The 16,313-nt window shown below is 36.5% G+C and carries 17 protein-coding genes and 1 tRNA gene; 8 read left to right on the top strand and 10 right to left on the bottom strand.

Annotated elements, in window-relative coordinates; all coding sequences use genetic code 11:
- Positions 1-66 precede the first annotated feature (66 nt).
- From I589_RS04770 to I589_RS04760, 3 genes are read right to left on the bottom strand one after another with little or no spacing between them, the layout of a single operon-like run.
- The gene (locus I589_RS04770) at positions 67-384 is read right to left on the bottom strand and encodes a DUF1292 domain-containing protein (RefSeq protein ID WP_010769253.1); all 318 of its coding nucleotides are present in this window, start codon (positions 382-384) and stop codon (positions 67-69) included.
- 24 nt (positions 385-408) lie between these two features.
- Positions 409-840 (bottom strand): Holliday junction resolvase RuvX, encoded by a 432-nt coding sequence (gene ruvX / locus I589_RS04765; protein ID WP_034684693.1) that lies wholly within the window; start codon positions 838-840, stop codon positions 409-411.
- The gene (locus I589_RS04760; protein ID WP_010769255.1) at positions 840-1,106 is read right to left on the bottom strand and encodes an IreB family regulatory phosphoprotein; all 267 of its coding nucleotides are present in this window, start codon (positions 1,104-1,106) and stop codon (positions 840-842) included. The genes ruvX and I589_RS04760 overlap by 1 nt, the downstream gene beginning before the upstream one ends.
- Positions 1,107-1,416: 310 nt before the next feature.
- Here I589_RS04760 and I589_RS04755 point away from each other — a divergent pair, with 310 nt between their 5' ends.
- Complete coding sequence (locus tag I589_RS04755) at positions 1,417-3,135, top strand: hypothetical protein (protein WP_010769256.1); 1,719 nt, start codon at positions 1,417-1,419, stop codon at positions 3,133-3,135.
- A 62-nt stretch (positions 3,136-3,197) separates the two neighbouring features.
- Here I589_RS04755 and I589_RS04750 read toward each other — a convergent pair whose 3' ends face one another.
- Both I589_RS04750 and I589_RS17750 read right to left on the bottom strand, forming a co-directional pair.
- Positions 3,198-3,917, bottom strand: coding sequence for a DNA/RNA non-specific endonuclease (locus I589_RS04750; RefSeq protein WP_139242908.1), 720 nt, complete (start codon positions 3,915-3,917; stop codon positions 3,198-3,200).
- Between the two features lie 11 nt (positions 3,918-3,928).
- Positions 3,929-4,840 carry an Rgg/GadR/MutR family transcriptional regulator gene (locus I589_RS17750; RefSeq protein WP_010769258.1) on the bottom strand — a complete coding sequence of 304 codons (912 nt, stop codon included), beginning with the start codon at positions 4,838-4,840 and terminating at the stop codon, positions 3,929-3,931.
- Between the two features lie 90 nt (positions 4,841-4,930).
- On the opposite strand from I589_RS17750, the gene I589_RS04740 reads away from it, so the two are divergent.
- On the top strand, positions 4,931-6,523 hold the full coding sequence (locus I589_RS04740) for an ABC transporter ATP-binding protein (protein ID WP_010769259.1): 1,593 nt from the start codon (positions 4,931-4,933) through the stop codon (positions 6,521-6,523).
- A gap of 45 nt (positions 6,524-6,568) precedes the next feature.
- On the opposite strand, the gene I589_RS04735 is transcribed toward I589_RS04740, so the two are convergent.
- The gene (locus I589_RS04735) at positions 6,569-7,915 is read right to left on the bottom strand and encodes a metallophosphoesterase (RefSeq protein WP_010769260.1); all 1,347 of its coding nucleotides are present in this window, start codon (positions 7,913-7,915) and stop codon (positions 6,569-6,571) included.
- A 123-nt stretch (positions 7,916-8,038) separates the two neighbouring features.
- On the opposite strand from I589_RS04735, the gene I589_RS04730 reads away from it, so the two are divergent.
- Positions 8,039-8,680: a hypothetical protein gene (locus I589_RS04730; RefSeq protein WP_016250105.1), complete on the top strand. Its 642-nt coding sequence runs from the start codon at positions 8,039-8,041 to the stop codon at positions 8,678-8,680.
- Entirely contained in the window at positions 8,646-9,101 is a 456-nt protein-coding gene (locus tag I589_RS04725) for a hypothetical protein (protein WP_010769262.1), read from the top strand. Before I589_RS04730 ends, I589_RS04725 begins: the two co-directional genes overlap by 35 nt.
- A gap of 422 nt (positions 9,102-9,523) precedes the next feature.
- Here I589_RS04725 and I589_RS04720 read toward each other — a convergent pair.
- Positions 9,524-9,594: transfer RNA gene (locus I589_RS04720), tRNA-Gly, on the bottom strand.
- Between the two features lie 131 nt (positions 9,595-9,725).
- Between I589_RS04720 and I589_RS04715 the strand changes: the two genes are divergently transcribed.
- Both I589_RS04715 and I589_RS04710 read left to right on the top strand, forming a co-directional pair.
- Positions 9,726-10,466 (top strand): threonine/serine exporter family protein, encoded by a 741-nt coding sequence (locus I589_RS04715; RefSeq protein ID WP_034684682.1) that lies wholly within the window; start codon positions 9,726-9,728, stop codon positions 10,464-10,466.
- A 10-nt stretch (positions 10,467-10,476) separates the two neighbouring features.
- Entirely contained in the window at positions 10,477-10,977 is a 501-nt protein-coding gene (locus I589_RS04710; protein ID WP_010769264.1) for a threonine/serine exporter family protein, read from the top strand.
- A gap of 69 nt (positions 10,978-11,046) precedes the next feature.
- Here the strand turns inward: I589_RS04710 and I589_RS04705 are convergent, their stop codons facing one another.
- Both I589_RS04705 and I589_RS04700 read right to left on the bottom strand, forming a co-directional pair.
- On the bottom strand, positions 11,047-11,877 hold the full coding sequence (locus I589_RS04705) for a TIGR03943 family putative permease subunit (protein WP_010769265.1): 831 nt from the start codon (positions 11,875-11,877) through the stop codon (positions 11,047-11,049).
- Between the two features lie 9 nt (positions 11,878-11,886).
- On the bottom strand, positions 11,887-12,819 hold the full coding sequence (locus tag I589_RS04700; RefSeq protein WP_010769266.1) for a permease: 933 nt from the start codon (positions 12,817-12,819) through the stop codon (positions 11,887-11,889).
- A 154-nt stretch (positions 12,820-12,973) separates the two neighbouring features.
- On the opposite strand from I589_RS04700, the gene I589_RS04695 reads away from it, so the two are divergent.
- Positions 12,974-13,321: a thioredoxin family protein gene (locus I589_RS04695; protein ID WP_010769267.1), complete on the top strand. Its 348-nt coding sequence runs from the start codon at positions 12,974-12,976 to the stop codon at positions 13,319-13,321.
- 84 nt (positions 13,322-13,405) lie between these two features.
- Here I589_RS04695 and I589_RS04690 read toward each other — a convergent pair whose 3' ends face one another.
- The gene (locus I589_RS04690; protein ID WP_010769268.1) at positions 13,406-14,056 is read right to left on the bottom strand and encodes a redox-sensing transcriptional repressor Rex; all 651 of its coding nucleotides are present in this window, start codon (positions 14,054-14,056) and stop codon (positions 13,406-13,408) included.
- A gap of 224 nt (positions 14,057-14,280) precedes the next feature.
- Here I589_RS04690 and I589_RS04685 point away from each other — a divergent pair, with 224 nt between their 5' ends.
- On the top strand, positions 14,281-16,212 hold the full coding sequence (locus I589_RS04685) for an ABC-F family ATP-binding cassette domain-containing protein (protein WP_010769269.1): 1,932 nt from the start codon (positions 14,281-14,283) through the stop codon (positions 16,210-16,212).
- Positions 16,213-16,313 lie beyond the last annotated feature (101 nt).

The raw sequence follows: 16,313 nt of genomic DNA, 5'->3' as shown, positions 1-16,313 counted from the left end.
TGGGAAAATCTAAAATATAAAAATAGAGAATCCTTAGCACTGTAAGGATTCTCCATAGGGTATAGTCTATTCTTCTTCTTCAGCCATGAATGTATTGAAGACTTCTTCAATCATATCCCATTCAGCGTCTGTTTCAATTTGTTCTAGTTCGCCTTCTGTTCCATCTTCATTTTCGATGTATGCATAGGCTTGTAATTCCACATCTTCCTCTTCAGGAACCCCTGCTGGATAAAGTAAAACATAGTTTTTCCCGAATTCTTCTTGACCATCAACAGTTAGAAGAATTTCATAAAGTGTTTCATTTCCTTGCTCATCTACTAATGTGATGTGCTCGTGTCCTTCGTGATCATGATCGTGAGTATGGTCATGGTTGTGTTCTGTCATTATAGTTCCTCTTTTCTATATGAATTAAAATAATTGTTTACCGGCACCATCTAAATAATTTTGTAAAATCATGACCGCAGCCAATTTATCAATCACTTTTTTTCGTTTTGCTCTAGATGTATTTGCTTGCTCTACCAACATACGCTCGGCTTGAACCGTAGTAAGGCGTTCATCTTGATAGGCAACAGGTAAGCCAAACAGCTCTTTGATTTGATCTCCATAAGCCATGGATGCTTCTGCCCGAGGACCTATGGAATTATTCATGTTTTTGGGTAGTCCCACAACAAAATGAGTGACTTCGTATTCATCAACTAATTCTTTTAGCCGATCAAAACCAAACTCGCCTTGTTCTTCATTTATGCGGATAATTTCGATTCCTTGAGCGGTCCATCCAAGAGGATCACTGACTGCAATGCCCACGGTTCTAGATCCGACATCTAATCCCATAACTCTTATCAAATCACGACACCATGATCTGCTAGATAATATTTGACCAACACTTCCATTATTTCATCGCGTTCATGACGACGAATTAAGTTACGTGCATCACGATAACGGGGAATGTAGGCCGGGTCTCCAGAAAGTAAGTAGCCTACAATTTGGTTAATTGGATTGTAGCCTTTTTCTTCCAAAGCCCGATAAACGATGGCTAAAGTTTCGCCAACTTCTTTTTTACGACTGTCGTCAAAATCAAAACGTACGGTTTCATCTGTAAAACCCATGATTCTACACCTCTCTCCCTAAGGTATCTACTACCTTATACTCTTTCATTTTACTAGAATATACAAAAAACTACAAACAAATTCTTCTGTACAAGTGAATTTCTATTTCTCTTCGGTTTAATATACATGGAATAAATGAATTTTTTTAGGTTAATTTGTAGTATTTGTTTTAAAATTTAATAAATAATTAAGATGAATCCCCTTACTTATTAGGAATTAATAAGTTTTTCTGAAAATTAAGTTTTTCACTTGCTCCCTCTTTGCTGGAAGAGTAGCCTGAGAATAGAAGTCTTATGTTGAGGTGGAATTGATGGAAAAAATTAGAAATACAAATCAGAAACCCCTATGGTTGAAGAAAAGTCTTCCTCCACTCACTATTCTCATAGTGGCTGGTATTTTTTTGATTCCTCAGCTACTCCAGCAGGCGATGATTATTAGTTCAGATTCCATTTTTCATTTTAATCGATTTTATGATACTGCAATGCAGATGAAAAATGGCAACTTCCAATATTTTATTTCCATGTATGGCTTTCAAGAATCTGGTCGGATTGTCAATGCACTCTATGGTCCTTTTATGGCTTATTTTCAAGGGATACTTGTTTTGTTAAGTCCATCTTGGTTTTTCTATCAGCTTCTTTCAAATTATTTATTGTATTGTGTCGCTGGACTTTCAATGTTTATCTTTCTAAAGAAAGCCAGAATTAAAAATAGCTATAGTTTATTACTTTCTTTATTCTACATAACGACCTATTCGATTCAATATTGGACGCTGCGACAAGGGTTTTCTAGCTGGGGAGCAGCACTTTTTCCTCTGTGTTTGCTGCCAATCATTGATTTTGCTGAAAAAAAAGAAATTTATCCTGTGAAACTGGGCATACTTGTTGCACTGATGTTTCAAACCCATATTCTCTCTAGTTTGTTTTTAGTGTTAGTGTATCTCCCCTTTTTCTTGTATGCTTTTTTTACAACTAACCAGAAAGTAGTGCTTCTACGGAATCTCTTTATTTCAGTGAGTCTTTTCTTTTTATTGACATTGAATGTCACTTACAGCTTTATTCAAGTATATGGAAAAAATATGCTTGTTGAGCCGTTCATTAATCATACGATGGATCGTTCAACGATTTTTGAAAACAGCTCCTATTGGTTATGGACACCAACTTTATTTGTTCCATTACTACTATTTTTCTTGTTTGAGGTGATAAGAAGTTGGAAACAAACAACTGCTCTACTTAAACTTACGCTGTTTACAGCTGCTTTCTTTTTTTTCTTATGTGCAAACACGATTCTCTGGAAATTGGTTCAAACAAAAGGCATGCAGCTAATTGAACTCATTCAATTTCCATTTCGTTTTTTCATTCCATTTACGGTTCTTTTCTTGCTTGGACTAGGTCTGATTCTACAAAAGAATTTTCCTGTTACTCGTTATACTAAAGTTGCTGGAGGTTTTATTCTTCTCTTTAGTATTGGACAAACACTTCAGACTACAAATGTCGATCTTAATAAGTGGCAGTCTAAGGATTCTTATATTCAAACAGGTAAGCATACGATTTTCTTTTCATCCGATTCAGCAGAGATTAAAGCGTCATTTTTTGACAATGATTTATCAAAGGCGTTGCATTACGTGGAGAAAGCAACACCTGATTATCTGCCTTGGACAAATAAAAGTACTGAAAATAAATACAATGCGTATACAAAACAGATAGTTAAAAATCAAAAGAATTTTAAAAAATATGTAAAAGGTGATGAATTGATTGTCGAATGGTCATCAGATACAGTAAGTCCCGTTACCGTTCCGGTGATTAAGTATGCGGACACAAATATAGAATTTAATAAAAGGGACATTACGAAATCTAACGTTCGCCTGACAACGATTGGTGTCCCTGTCTTGCAGCAAAAAATAGGAAGAAATCAATTAATTTTACGTTACCCTCATCAACAAGCTTCTCTCGTGATAGTGGGCTTAACGATTGTCTGCTGGCTTTTTGCCATTAGTTTTGTTCTTATAAGGAAACGGTATAAAACTATATAGAAAACGACTCTTTGACTGAAAGAATGATTTACTGATTCATTCTTCTACAATCAAAGAGTCGTTTATTTTTCCTTCGTAGCTTTTCCAGTATCGTAATCGATGGTCATACCCTCTTGTACGTTATAGATGAAGACATTAAAGTTTATCTTATCATCTTCTATACTTTGTGCTTCTAGCTGAACGCCTCGAGCAAGTAATTCATTTCCTTCAAAATAAGGAGTTACACGATAACGAACATGGTGATTTGTTGTCTTAATATAATTAGTAATGTCATTTTCATGTACTAGCATATAAGGTGAATTTAGACTTCTTGTTCCGGTCATTAAATTCTTTAAATTGTTATTTTGTCCAGTTAATTGAAAGCCAATCAAATGGCTGCGATTATAGAGCCATTGATTATCGGCAAGTTTTTTCTGGTTCCATCCAGTCGGATTTACATGTAATGGTTCTCTTTTTTCTGTAGGAAATAAATCTTTTCCTAACAGTGCATTTGCGGGCCCAACTCGGTTGAACTGATCAAGATTTGAATAGCTCTCCCACGTTCCTTTGCTCAAATCCAGCTCGTCTTTTGTAAACTCAGGTTTATTGTGATTGATTTCAATCTCCTGATGTGTCCCATCGTAATTAGGTACATCTATGAGTTGACTAGCTGAAGGCGCTTGATCAAATAGTTGACTCAGTTGTCCTAAGATATCTGGATTTTCTTGTGTTGTATAAATACCCAGAGTACCCAACAGCAAAACAAGTAATCCAGCAAAGACTGTTTTTGGTGATTTTTTGATAACGATTCCTCCTAATCTAGCAAGTAACTTAATTCAAGAACCAGTTCCTCAAATTCTTCTTTTACCTGCTCTTTATCCCACATGGCTAAGCGTCTTGAAAAGACAGCTGCTTGCTGTTTTTGATTAAAAATACGACAAATTGAAATGGCTTGATTACAATAGGTGGTTGCTTTTTCAATTTCTCCATCGATAAAACAGATAATTCCTTTATTAAACAAAAAATTAATTTGCGGGAATAATAAATCATTCTTTTCATTTGTTTCTTTTTCAAGTAAGAGCAGTACTTTTTTTGCCTCTTCAAATTTTTTGTGAAAAACAAATATGGAGAAACAGTTATTTAATAAACAATAAAAAAGTCGTCTATCCTTACTTACCGCTTGATAAAATTTACCTCTTTTTACTGCGATTTGCAAGAGATAATTGATTGTCTCCTCATCAAAAACGAATACAAACATCCCAAATACGCGTAACTCCATTTCCCCCCAGTGCTCGCTCTTTAAAAAAAATTCAGTCAGCTCTTCTACATGTCGTAAGTGCCCTCGTGTTTCTTTTTTTTGAAAAATGGCGATGTTCTCAAAAAAACAGCCAAAAAAATAATACCAGTCATATCGCTTCTGACTTTTAGAAAAATAGTTCTTTGAAGCAAGCATGAGACCAGTGACATCTTCTTTGTTTGTCAGTACTTCAAGTTCCAGCACGATTCTTCCATATTTTTCACGCCATGTATTTTTTTGCATAAATTGAAATTCTTCTATCGTTGTATTCATTTTTTCTAAGCAAATAAAAAATTGGTCGATAGTTAACATGGTTTTTCCATTTTCAAAACGAGAAAGCTGGGCAGAAGAAATAGTTGCCCCTGCTACATCTTTTAATGTCAAGCCTTTATTTTTTCGTATCGCTTGAAAAATTTCCCCATATTCCATTTTTATCTCCTATTTTTGCATATATGTAATTTTTTAGATGTCTTTATCATACACCATCTATACTCAGAGTATCAACTAGGAGGCATGAATATGAAACGAATTATACTTTATTTTTGGAAAGAAAATGCGCAGTTGTGTCTTATTTTAATAGGTACATCTGTTACACAAATTCTTGCAAGCTTAATGAATGTATCTATGCTTAATGCTTTAATTAAAGGAAATACTGCACTTTTTGTTATCTCATTAGGCAAAATGTTGAGTTTTTACCTTCTCTTTCTTCTCTTTACTTATTGGCAAATTCAAAAGACCAGCAGAATCAAACAAAAAATGTCGACACACATTCGAGAAGAAATGACAAAAAAACTGGCAATGACTTCTTACAATGAGTTTCATTCACACCAAGTAGGAACCTACGCTTCTTGGCTGACCAATGATTTAACGATGATTGAATCAGCAGGTTTTGATAGTTTTTATCAGATTATAGCGGGAGGAATTAGTGCTGTATTGTCCATTTTCACATTATTAAGTTTCCACTGGAGTTTAGCTGTCTTTTCATTATTTATGGGTGGGATTCTTATTTCTTTACCTAAGCTTCTGCAAAAAAGGATGACAGCTGCTTCTTCGGCGGTAGCAAAAGAAAATGAATCGTTCTTAGCTGAAGTTTCTGAACTGTTAGCAGGTTATGATACACTTTATGTTTTTCACTTGCTTTTAATGATTGTAAAAAGAACCGTAACCGCCTCTAAAAAGTTGGGAAATAAAAAAAATCAGCAGGCAAAGGTCATGGCAAAAGTTGCGATTACTGGTGCTTCCGGAAACATCGTTGGGCAACTGGGCCTTCTTGCAGTTACAGGCTATCTCGTTCTCATAGAAAAGCTGACAGTTGGATCAATCACAGCCACAGGAAACCTTGGAGGAAACATTTTTAATACGCTAGGAAATTTGACTCAACAAATAGGAGCCGTTCAGTCAACCAAACCCTTATTTGATAAATTTGAAAATATCCAGTATTCAAAACCGATTGTTACGAAACCTCTTCCTCTTAAGTCTGGATTTGAATTAAAAAATGTTAGTTTTTGTTATGGCGAGAAAAAGATTATTAATAATCGGACACAACAATTCCAGTTAGGAAAAAAATACGCACTGATTGGGAATAGCGGTTCAGGAAAAACTACGTTAGTAAATATTTTAAATGGAAAGCTTCGGGAGTATACAGGAACAATTTTATTTAATCAGCAAGATTTAAAAACAATTTCTTTAGATACTCTTCACCAAGAGGTACTTTATTTAGATCAAAGTCCCTATTTGTTTACAGGAACCGTTCGCGATAATTTAACTCTAGGAGAGGATTACGCCGATAAAGATTTACAAGAAGCTTTAGCACAGGCTGATTTATTGGAAATGATAATGAAGCTGCCACAGGGACTAGAAACTCCAGTTGGAGAAAATGGCCGGCTCTTCTCGGGTGGTCAAAAACAACGACTGGCATTAGCGAGAGGTTTTTTGAGGAAAAAGAAAATTATTTTAGTAGATGAAGGAACAGCAAATTTAGATGAAGAAAGCGCAGTAAAAATTGAACAAACCCTCATGAAGCAAACGGATGTATTAATTATAATGATTACTCATCATTTAAGAGAGAAAATACGAGCAGAACTTGACGAAATTGTAGACTTATCTAACTAAAAAAACCCGTCTCTATGCATAAATTACCATAAGAGACGGGTTTTTTTAGTTGTTTTTAGGGATAAATAGATGTGTATCCTCTAAATTATCATCTTTTAAAATTGAATCAATATATTTTTTTAAGAAAGAATCATATTCAAGTACTTGATAGCCATTACTTGTTTTTATTTTTTCCACTTCTTCTGGGCTTCTTGTATCCATTCCAGTGAAAAACTCTTCGTTTAGTTTTCCAACGAGTTGTGCGGCTTCATCCATATCGGCTTCTTTTGGAATCTTTTTTTCTATTAGTGAACGATAGGCCAATGCTTCCCCATCTTTTACAAATAAGTCTTTTAGGTATGCTTGGTGGTTTAATAGATTTGTATCGGTTTGGTTTGTTTCTTTTGCCCAGCTATCCACATCCACCGATTTTCGTTGATAGTCGATTCCTTTTTTATTAATCGTCAATTCACCAAACCCATTAGGAGTAATACTAAAGGAGCTAGTGACAATTTCTGGAATGGTTATGTTATCTATTGTTTTTTGAAGAATATCTTGTGCGTGAATATGTCCAGAAAATACCACAGCAACATGATTGGCAGCAAAGAGTGTCTGCACCTCATCTGCATCATTAATGACGTACCCTCGATTGACTGCTGCGTTGTGGGCGTATAAATTATGGTGCATGAAAACAATCGGCTGCTTCTTTTCGTCATTGGTTTTTTTCATTTCTTTTTTTAGCCATTGCATTGTTTCTGGACGGAATCTGCCACCTGTTGCAGGAGCGCTCTTGCTAGGTTCAAGTGTATATTGATTCGTGTCCAAAAAATAAAAATCATAATCGGCTGTTCCCGCTTCTTTATAGCTTAAAGAGTTTTCATCGTAGCTTTCGGCTCCAGCATAGCCCATTGTTTTAAATAATGTCCGAAAATCATCCGGAGAAATTTGTTTTGTCTTTATCTGTTCCTCTCCGACATATTTTCTTGCCCACCCATCATGAATATCGTGATTTCCAGGAATCACTCTTACCTCAATATTTTTTTCGGTGAGTGGTGATAGAAGAGCTACGAGCCTTTCAGCGCTAATGTACTCGCCATTTAGTGTTATATCTCCTGTTAATACCACTTGATCAGGCGCTTCTTTGATGGCCAGTGAAACAAATGCCTGTAAACTTTCTTCTTGATAGCGCAGCTCTTTGCCAGCTGCAGTCGTCTCAATAAAAGCAAATTCGCTTCCGTCATCATAAAGCTCTGGTGCAATAAAATGATTGTCTGAGAGGACCCAGATGCGCGTGTTTTGTGGTGGATTTGATGCGTCGTGCGTTTCTGGTCGTATAAAAAATACAAGGACTATTATACCTATTATCAATGTGAGAACGAGCATGATTCGTTTCTTTGTTACAAATGTATTCATTCATTTCATCCTTTATCCGTTTATTACGGGTCAATTACTTTTTACTAACAATCAACTATTTTATCCGTTTTAAAATTCTCTTCCAGTATAATGGAAAAAAAGACGTTTGTGGGGGAAAGTTTATTGGAAAGAGTAAAATTTATTGGAGAAAATGGGTTTTTAGATGCTTGGAGAAACCGGACATTTACCTGGATGATTGCTGGTTATAGCACACTTTGCACCCTGTTTTTTGGTTTATTAGGGCGGGGATATTTGCATTTTCTTCATGCTCGAATAGTGGAGGAGCTAGCTTCTGATTCTTCTGAACTTGTCAGTAAAAAAGGAGAGTTGACACTTCTACTTCACTTTCTTGAAAAAGCGAGTTTGTTTGTAAGTCTCGTATTTCTTCTCCTAAGCTTTGCTTATTTACTGACTCTTTTATCGAAGGAGTTTATCCAGCAAAAAAAAGAGTTTCAAATCAAATCATACATAGGTACTTCTTATTTTGAAAATGCAGGAATATTTTGGGTTAGTTACGCCCTCCCTTATTTTATTGGTGAACTTGTAGGTAGCTTTATCGCTCAGCTCTCCTATTTAGCGATTATTCTTATAGCAAATGATTCGTTAAAAACGTATTTACTTCTACCCCGTTATTCTCTCATTTGGATAGATATTCCTGTGTTTTTCATTCAAACTGTTTTTTTAATAGGTACTTTTTTCCTTATTCAAAAGAAAATGGGAGGGATTGAGAATGAAGAAAATACTATTTTTGTTGATCACAGCTAGTGTATTTTTAGTAGGTTGTCAGCCTATTGAAGAGTGGAAAACAATTGGCGAGCAGACCGATAGCCAGTCAACAAACGGCAATCAATTATCTGAAACAGTTTCCTTAGCATTTCAGAAATCCTCTTTTACCTTTCAATCCGTAATTCTAAAAGAAAAACAGCTGATAGTATCTATTGACTGGGAGAATGAAGACGACAAAGCCTTGTCTTTTTCAGAGTGCTACGCTTCTTTTTCGGCCTACATAGACGATGAACAGCTGGTACTTACTGCACCTGGTACATCCGAGAAAATTGCGCCTGGCGAGAGTCAACAGCTGAACTTCACATTTGAGAATGTTCAGCATGACCAATCAATCCGACTGTTATTTGAAATAGAGCCTACAAGCGAACAGGCAAAACATTTTGATATTTTTTTAGGCTAGTTAAGATGCTTTTCAACAGGCTACTGTAACAGCTGCTCCTGCTTATATTTTTGTTTTTGAGAGGTTCTTTAATAGTTATTGAATAGAACGATACACTTATTTGATGTATCAGAGCGTTCATGCTCAGAAATCAGATAGCTTTATTCATCCTCTCTTTGTCTCGAAATGCTATCGAAATTTAGGGGTTGGCAAGCAGATGAGACATCGCGTTATGAATCTTTATGGTTCTTCGTTGTTTTTAAAATGTGTAGAAGAAAATAAGCGATGAAATTTTATTGAGTGAATAGCTAGTGCATTGAAGAAGTAATCAATAAAAAAACTATCTCTCTTAAAAAAGACATAGCATCTAATTGAACATAAAAAGCCCCCCTGAGTATTCAACTAGTGAACGGACTATTGAATACTCAGGGGGGCTTATTTTAAGCGGGTGACGGGAATCGAACCCGCGACATCAGCTTGGGAAGCTGGGATTTTACCACTAAACTACACCCGCATAACAACGATAGTATACGCCTAATAAAAAAAGAGTACAAGAGTTTTTTTAGAGTTCACTTTTTCTGATTATTTTGTAGTAAAATGAAGGAGCAAAAACAAATGACTGGAGGTTCCTCATTGGCAGAGCAAATGACAGAAAAATTATTAGAAACCTGTCTGTTAGCAGGGAAAATTATGATGGAAAGTAATGCAGAAATGTATCGTGTTGAGGATACGATGAGTCGGATTGCTTTAGCTTCAGGAAACTATCGACTGGTAAGCTATGTCACACAAACAGGATTGTTTGTAGGAATTGATCAGTCGTCAACGATTCGAATGGAACAAATAACTAACCGCTCGATTAACCTAGAAAAAGTGGTAAAAGTCAACAATCTGTCTCGTGAGTATGTTTCAGGAGCAATGGATTTAGATGCACTATTACGAAAGTTAAAAGAGTTGGATAAAGAGCGGATTTTTTTCCCCATATGGTTACAAATTATTAGTGCTGCAGTGATTAGTGGCGCAATTATGATTTTATTTGGTGGGACATTTACTGATTTGCCTATCACGCTTGCAATAGGAGGAATTGGCTATAGTATTTATTTGTCAGGTCTTCGCTTCTTTCGGATTCGATTTTTAGCAGAATTTCTCTCCTCTTTGTTTATTGGCTTTGCAGGGATTCTCTGTGCGCGTATCGGGCTGGGTATTAGTGAGGACATGATTATTATTGGCTGTGTAATGCCTCTTGTTCCAGGTGTACAAATTACCAATGCCATTCGAGATTTATTAGCCGGGCATTACCTGTCAGGGGTCTCTCGAGGAACAGAAGCGTTGATGACTGCTTCGATGATTGGTTTTGCCATTGCTTTTGTATTTCAATTTTTAGGTTAGGAGATAAGATATGCAATCAATTCTTATACAAGTTTTATTTAGTTTCTTAGCAACTGCTGCATTTGCAATTATCACCAACGTACCTAGAAAAGCATTGTTTTATTGTGGCATCGCAGGGGTCGTTGGCTGGCTTCTTTACTGGGGGTGCCTTCAGTTTGGCGGAACCTCAGCTCTAGGGTCTCTGTTAGGCTCTTTAGGTGTAGCCTATGCAAGCTATGTGTTTTCTCGTTTCATGAAGATGCCTGTTACGATTTTTAATATTCCGGGAATGGTTCCTTTAGTTCCAGGAGGGCTTGCCTATCAAGCAGTGAGAAACCTAGTAGTCGGGACTTATCAGCAGGCAGTTTCAGCTGCTGTGCAAGCAGTAATGATTGCCGGCGCCATCGCACTTGGACTGGTATTGTCGGAAGTGTTCAACCACAATATTCGGAATTTTAAAGTCAAACGAGAGACAATTCTTAAAATACGCGTAAAAGAGAAAAAGAAACCAAAAAAGAAATTTCCTTTATAAAAAACAGTGCTTTTTTCCAGATGAATGTTGTCATCATGAAAAGAAGCACTGTTTCTTTCGTATACAATTTTAGAAGGAACGGTAAACATATTGATTTTGGGGTGCAGAGATAGTCTTAACAGTCTTCGCTTCTACAAATGGAAGTGTTCGTTTAAAGGGTTGGTAATAGTCAGATTGAATTTCCCCTTCGATGTGAACCCATGTATCATTAGACAGTTTTTCTGCTTCTGGTAAGCGGGTACGTAACCCAAACACCCCAGAATCCGCAACACAGTGAATAATGCCAAAACGAAAGACAAAGGAATCTGTAGACTGCTCATTTTTTGCATTATAGATAAACCCATCATAGGCTACCTTTCGACCAATAAATGCACTTGGATAATTATAAATAAGCTCCATAACTTCCAAGTAGTTTTCTTCTGTAATTTTTAATGTCCCCTGTTGATCGTACTTTTTCATCAATGTATCCATCTGTTCCTTATAGTCAGATTCGTTAAAATAAATACTTGTATCTGGCTTCAAATACTGTGTTTGAATATCAGGATCACCAACAGATTCTTTACTTATTGGGAAATTAAACCCTTTTGCCTCAACAATTGTCGTGTCTAAGCTGATTGTTGGAAAGAATAATCCTACGATAATTGGGAGGGCTAATAATAGATAAGCACTTGCTTTTTGATACCATTTTGTTAAATGATGCTCGTGTTCGTCATCATGGGCCTCGGTTTCTTTATTTCGCATGATAAGAATCAGTTGGACAACCGCTAGAACAAACGCCAAAATCATAGATAAAATAGCTAAATACTGGTAATGAACATTGATATACTGATCGAGCTTTCCTGAAATTTGTAAGTAGGCCATGAGCTCAAAATAGCCAGCTAAAATAAGTAATCGAAACATAGCAACCTCCTATACAATCATCGCGTAAACAAAAACAACGACCGCAATAATTCCAACTAATGAGGTAATAAATCTTCCGCTGAAATACCGCTTCATCATTAGTAAGTTTTTAATATCTACCATTGGACCAAATACTAAGAAGCCAACAACAGGTCCAGTACCAAACAGACTGAGTAAAGAAGAACCAATAAAGGCATCTGCTTCTGAGCAAAGTGAAAGAACGAAAGCTAAAACTAACATAATCAGAACTGCTAGCACTTTTGTTGAAGCAAGAGTAAGCATCCAGCCTGTAGGCAAATAGGTCTGCATTGCAGAAGCAATCAATGCACCAATGACAAGATAGCGTCCTGTATCAAAGAATTCGTCTACTCCGTGGGTAAAGACATGAGCAACTTGATGAATGAATCGTGGGTGGCTTTCTTCCTTTGTATGTGCATGCGCCACATGAATATGTTCATGTGGAGGTTCCTCTTCCAATGTTGTGTTCATTTTCTGCTTTAAGACATCTGTTTTATTAAAGTAGGCTAGCCAGATACCCACAACAAGTGCAATTAAAAAGCTTCCCAAAATGCGCCATAATGCAAATTTGAAGGAGTTTCCAAAGGCAATAAATGTAGAAAAAATGACAATTGGATTAATGATAGGTGCGGTTAACATAAAAGCAAACGCTGTATAGATAGGAACATCCTTCTTTACAAACTGATTCACAATAGGGACAATCCCACATTCACAAGAAGGAAAGAAAAAGCCCATACCGCAACCTGCAGCAATTGAGAGCAGCTTATTTTTTGGTAGAAATTTTTGGACGCGTTCAGGTGTTAAAAAGACATAAAGCGCGCCAGAAATCAGACAGCCTAATAAGACAAAAGGCAAAGCTTCGATCACAATAGATAAAAAAATTGTACTCATCTGAAGAACAGAATGAGGAAGTAATTCAAACATTCTTTTCCTCCTTTCTTAGAAACGGAATAACTATACCTTTTTTTGAGAAAAAGAACAAGTCTGTTTTTACATATCTTGTTTATTTTAACAAAAACAAAAAAATTGACTTTCCCTGACAAAGCTTGTAAATTTGGCTAAAGAGGAGGCGTTTTTTATGATTCAACCTGTACAATTAAGCGAAGCATTAAAAGGAATTCAACAAGCCCAAGCTTCGCTGGTCTATATTTCCAGAGTTGACTGCAGCGTGTGTCATGCGATCCTTCCACGAACGGAACAACTTTTAGAAGAATTTGACATCCCTTCCTATCAGCTCGATGCCGATCTCTTTCCAGAGGTAGCCAGTGAATTTGAAGTGATGACCGTTCCGGCTGTGCTGATTTTCTCACAAGGAAAAGAGCTGCAAAGACAAGCACGATTTATAAATTTGACTCGAGTGAAAGAACTATTAACAGAGCTAACCCATACAAACACACTTAGCTATGAAGAATTATTTCACGAATAAAAAAGCTAGTGCTCCTCTCCTCTCATCTGTATAAAGGTATACAGATGAGAAGAAGGCTGCGCTAGCTTTTTTATAGACTTCTTTTTATTCTTCAGAGCTTGTTAGCGAATTATCAGAATGTAAGAAATAAATCAATGTCTGTAACTCGTTCGTTAAATCTACGTTTTGAATTAATACATGTGAAGGTGCTGATAAACGTGCAGCCGTAAAGTTCAAAATCCCTTTAATCCCTGCATCTGCCAAGTGATTCACAACTCCCTGTGCTCTGTCAGCTGGAATCGTCAATATAGCCACTTCAATTTGTTGAATCTTGATTTGCTCCATCATATCTTCCATAGGATAAACAGGGATACCATCAACAATACGTCCGACAATATCATCATTGACGTCAAACGCACAGCTTACACGGATACTGTTACTTTGATGGAATTTGTATTTCAGCAAGGCACTCCCTAAGTTCCCTACCCCTATTAAGGCCACGTTCGTTAGTTCATCGTCATTCAATGTTTTCGCAAAGAAGTTCATTAAGTCTTCCACATCGTAGCCGTATCCGCGTTTTCCTAATTCACCAAAATAAGAAAAGTCGCGACGAATCGTTGCACTGTCTACTTGAACAGCTTCGCTCAATTCTGTTGAAGAAACCTTTTGTTTTCCTGCATCATTTAGAATACGTAAATAACGATAATATAGTGGCAAGCGTTTTGCTGTTGCTTTTGGAATTACTTGATCTTTCAAAATTACTACCTCCAATAATAAATTACCTTGAACAATATATACATCATAACAAGTTTTCTCTTAAAAAAGCAATTCCTTAGCTTGAAAATTGTGAATTTTTTTCAAATTACCTAAAAACCTGACAATTGCTTTCATCTCGCGAGTCTACACAAAATATGATACACTATATTAGGGTATCTTCTCATAGGTAGAAGGTAAAATTCACAAGCAGGAAAGAGGATTCCATGATTTTACTACAAGCTAATCAAATTGCCCGCTACTTTGGTGCAGACACTTTGTTTGAAAATATACATTTAGAAATAAGCACTGGTTCCAGAACCGCTTTAGTTGGTCGTAATGGGGCAGGAAAATCAACTCTTTTAAAAATCATTGCGGGATTAGAAAGTCCTGATGCAGGAACGATTTCAAAAAACAAATCTGCTACTTTAGGCTACTTGGCACAAGATACAGGACTAGATTCAGATGAAACCGTTTGGAACGAAATGTTAAAAGCATTTGACGTCGTTCGACAGATGGAAAAGCGAATGAGAGAAGTTGAAGTGACAATCAGTGAGCTTCTTCCCGATGCCAGTAATTATGACTCCATAATGAAAGAATACGATCAGCTTCAACATGAGTTTGCAGAAAAAAATGGTTATGGGTACGAAAATGAGATTCGTTCTGTTTTACACGGGTTTCAATTTGATGCCTCCTTTTACGATAAGAAAATTACGACGCTCTCTGGAGGACAAAAAACACGACTTGCACTTGCAAGAATGTTACTGCAACGTCCCGATATACTCATTTTAGATGAACCAACCAACCACTTAGATATTACGACATTAGCATGGTTAGAAACATATCTGCAAAATTATACAGGCGCTTTGTTGATTGTTTCTCATGACCGCTACTTCTTAGATAAAGTAGCAAGTGAGGTCTATGAGCTTAGCCGAAAAAAAATGCGAAATTATAAAGGAAACTATTCTCGTTATTTAGAATTAAAAGCAGATCAGCTTGCGACAGAATGGAAAGCCTATGAAAAACAGCAAACAGAAATTAATAAATTAGAGGACTTTGTTGCAAGAAATCTCGTACGGGCTTCTACAACCAAACGTGCACAAAGCCGAAGAAAAGCACTAGAAAAGATGGATCGCATGGATCGCCCACAAGGAGATGAAAAATCAGCTCACTTCTTATTTGATATTGAGCGTCCTTCTGGAAATGTTGTCTTACAGGTGGAAGATGCGGCCATTGGCTATGATGCACTTCAAATCCTTGCTGAACCTGTAAACCTGGATGTCCGCCGTAAAGATGCCATTGCTTTGGTAGGTCCAAATGGAATTGGTAAATCAACATTATTAAAGTCAATCATCGGTACACTCCCGTTCATTAAAGGATCTGCTCACTTAGGAACAAATGTGACCATTGGCTACTATGATCAAGGGCAAGCTGAACTCCATGGCAACAAAACGGTTCTTTCAGAGCTGTGGGACGAACATCCTACGACGCAGGAAAAAGACATTAGAAATGTTTTGGGCGGTTTTCTTTTTTCTGGAGATGATGTGGAAAAAACGATTCCGCTTTTAAGTGGAGGCGAAAAAGCACGTGTGGCACTAGCAAAACTTGCCATGAACAAAGAAAATTTTCTTATTTTAGATGAACCGACTAACCATTTAGATATTGATAATAAAGAAGTATTAGAGAATGCATTAATTGATTATGAAGGGACTCTTTTATTTGTTTCCCATGATAGATATTTTATTAATCGCTTAGCTACTAAAGTGATTGAGTTATCAGAAACTGGCAGCAAATTGTATCTAGGGGATTATGATTATTATCTTGAAAAGAAAAAAGAAGAGGAAGAAATTGCCGAGCTCTTAGCAAAAGAAACACAAACGCATACCCCTTCTACTCCTAAGAATGAGTTCTATCAAAATAAAGAGCAACAAAAATTAATACGAAGCTTGAATCGGAAAATCACGCAGATTGAAGAGGATATGGCCACATTAGATGAAAAAATTTCTGAACTGGAATTGGAAATGGTGAAACCTGAATTGTTGGATGACCACATTCGTCTGATGGAGTTAAATCAATCGTTAGAAGCTGCTCGAAAACAACAAGAGGACTTTCTAAATGAATGGGAAAATGTAAGTCTTGAACTCGAAGAACTGGAATAATGGAGCGCTAAGGGTCTTTTTAACAAAAGATTCTTAGCTTTTTTTTAAGATGATTATGAAACGTTTAAGGATTGCTATAACTACTGCTATTTTTATGAATA

Source organism: Enterococcus phoeniculicola ATCC BAA-412, from assembly GCF_000407505.1.
GTDB lineage: Bacteria > Bacillota > Bacilli > Lactobacillales > Enterococcaceae > Enterococcus_K > Enterococcus_K phoeniculicola.
The sequence above is the reverse complement of the archived record's forward strand: the minus strand, read 5'-3'. Positions and strand labels throughout refer to the sequence as shown.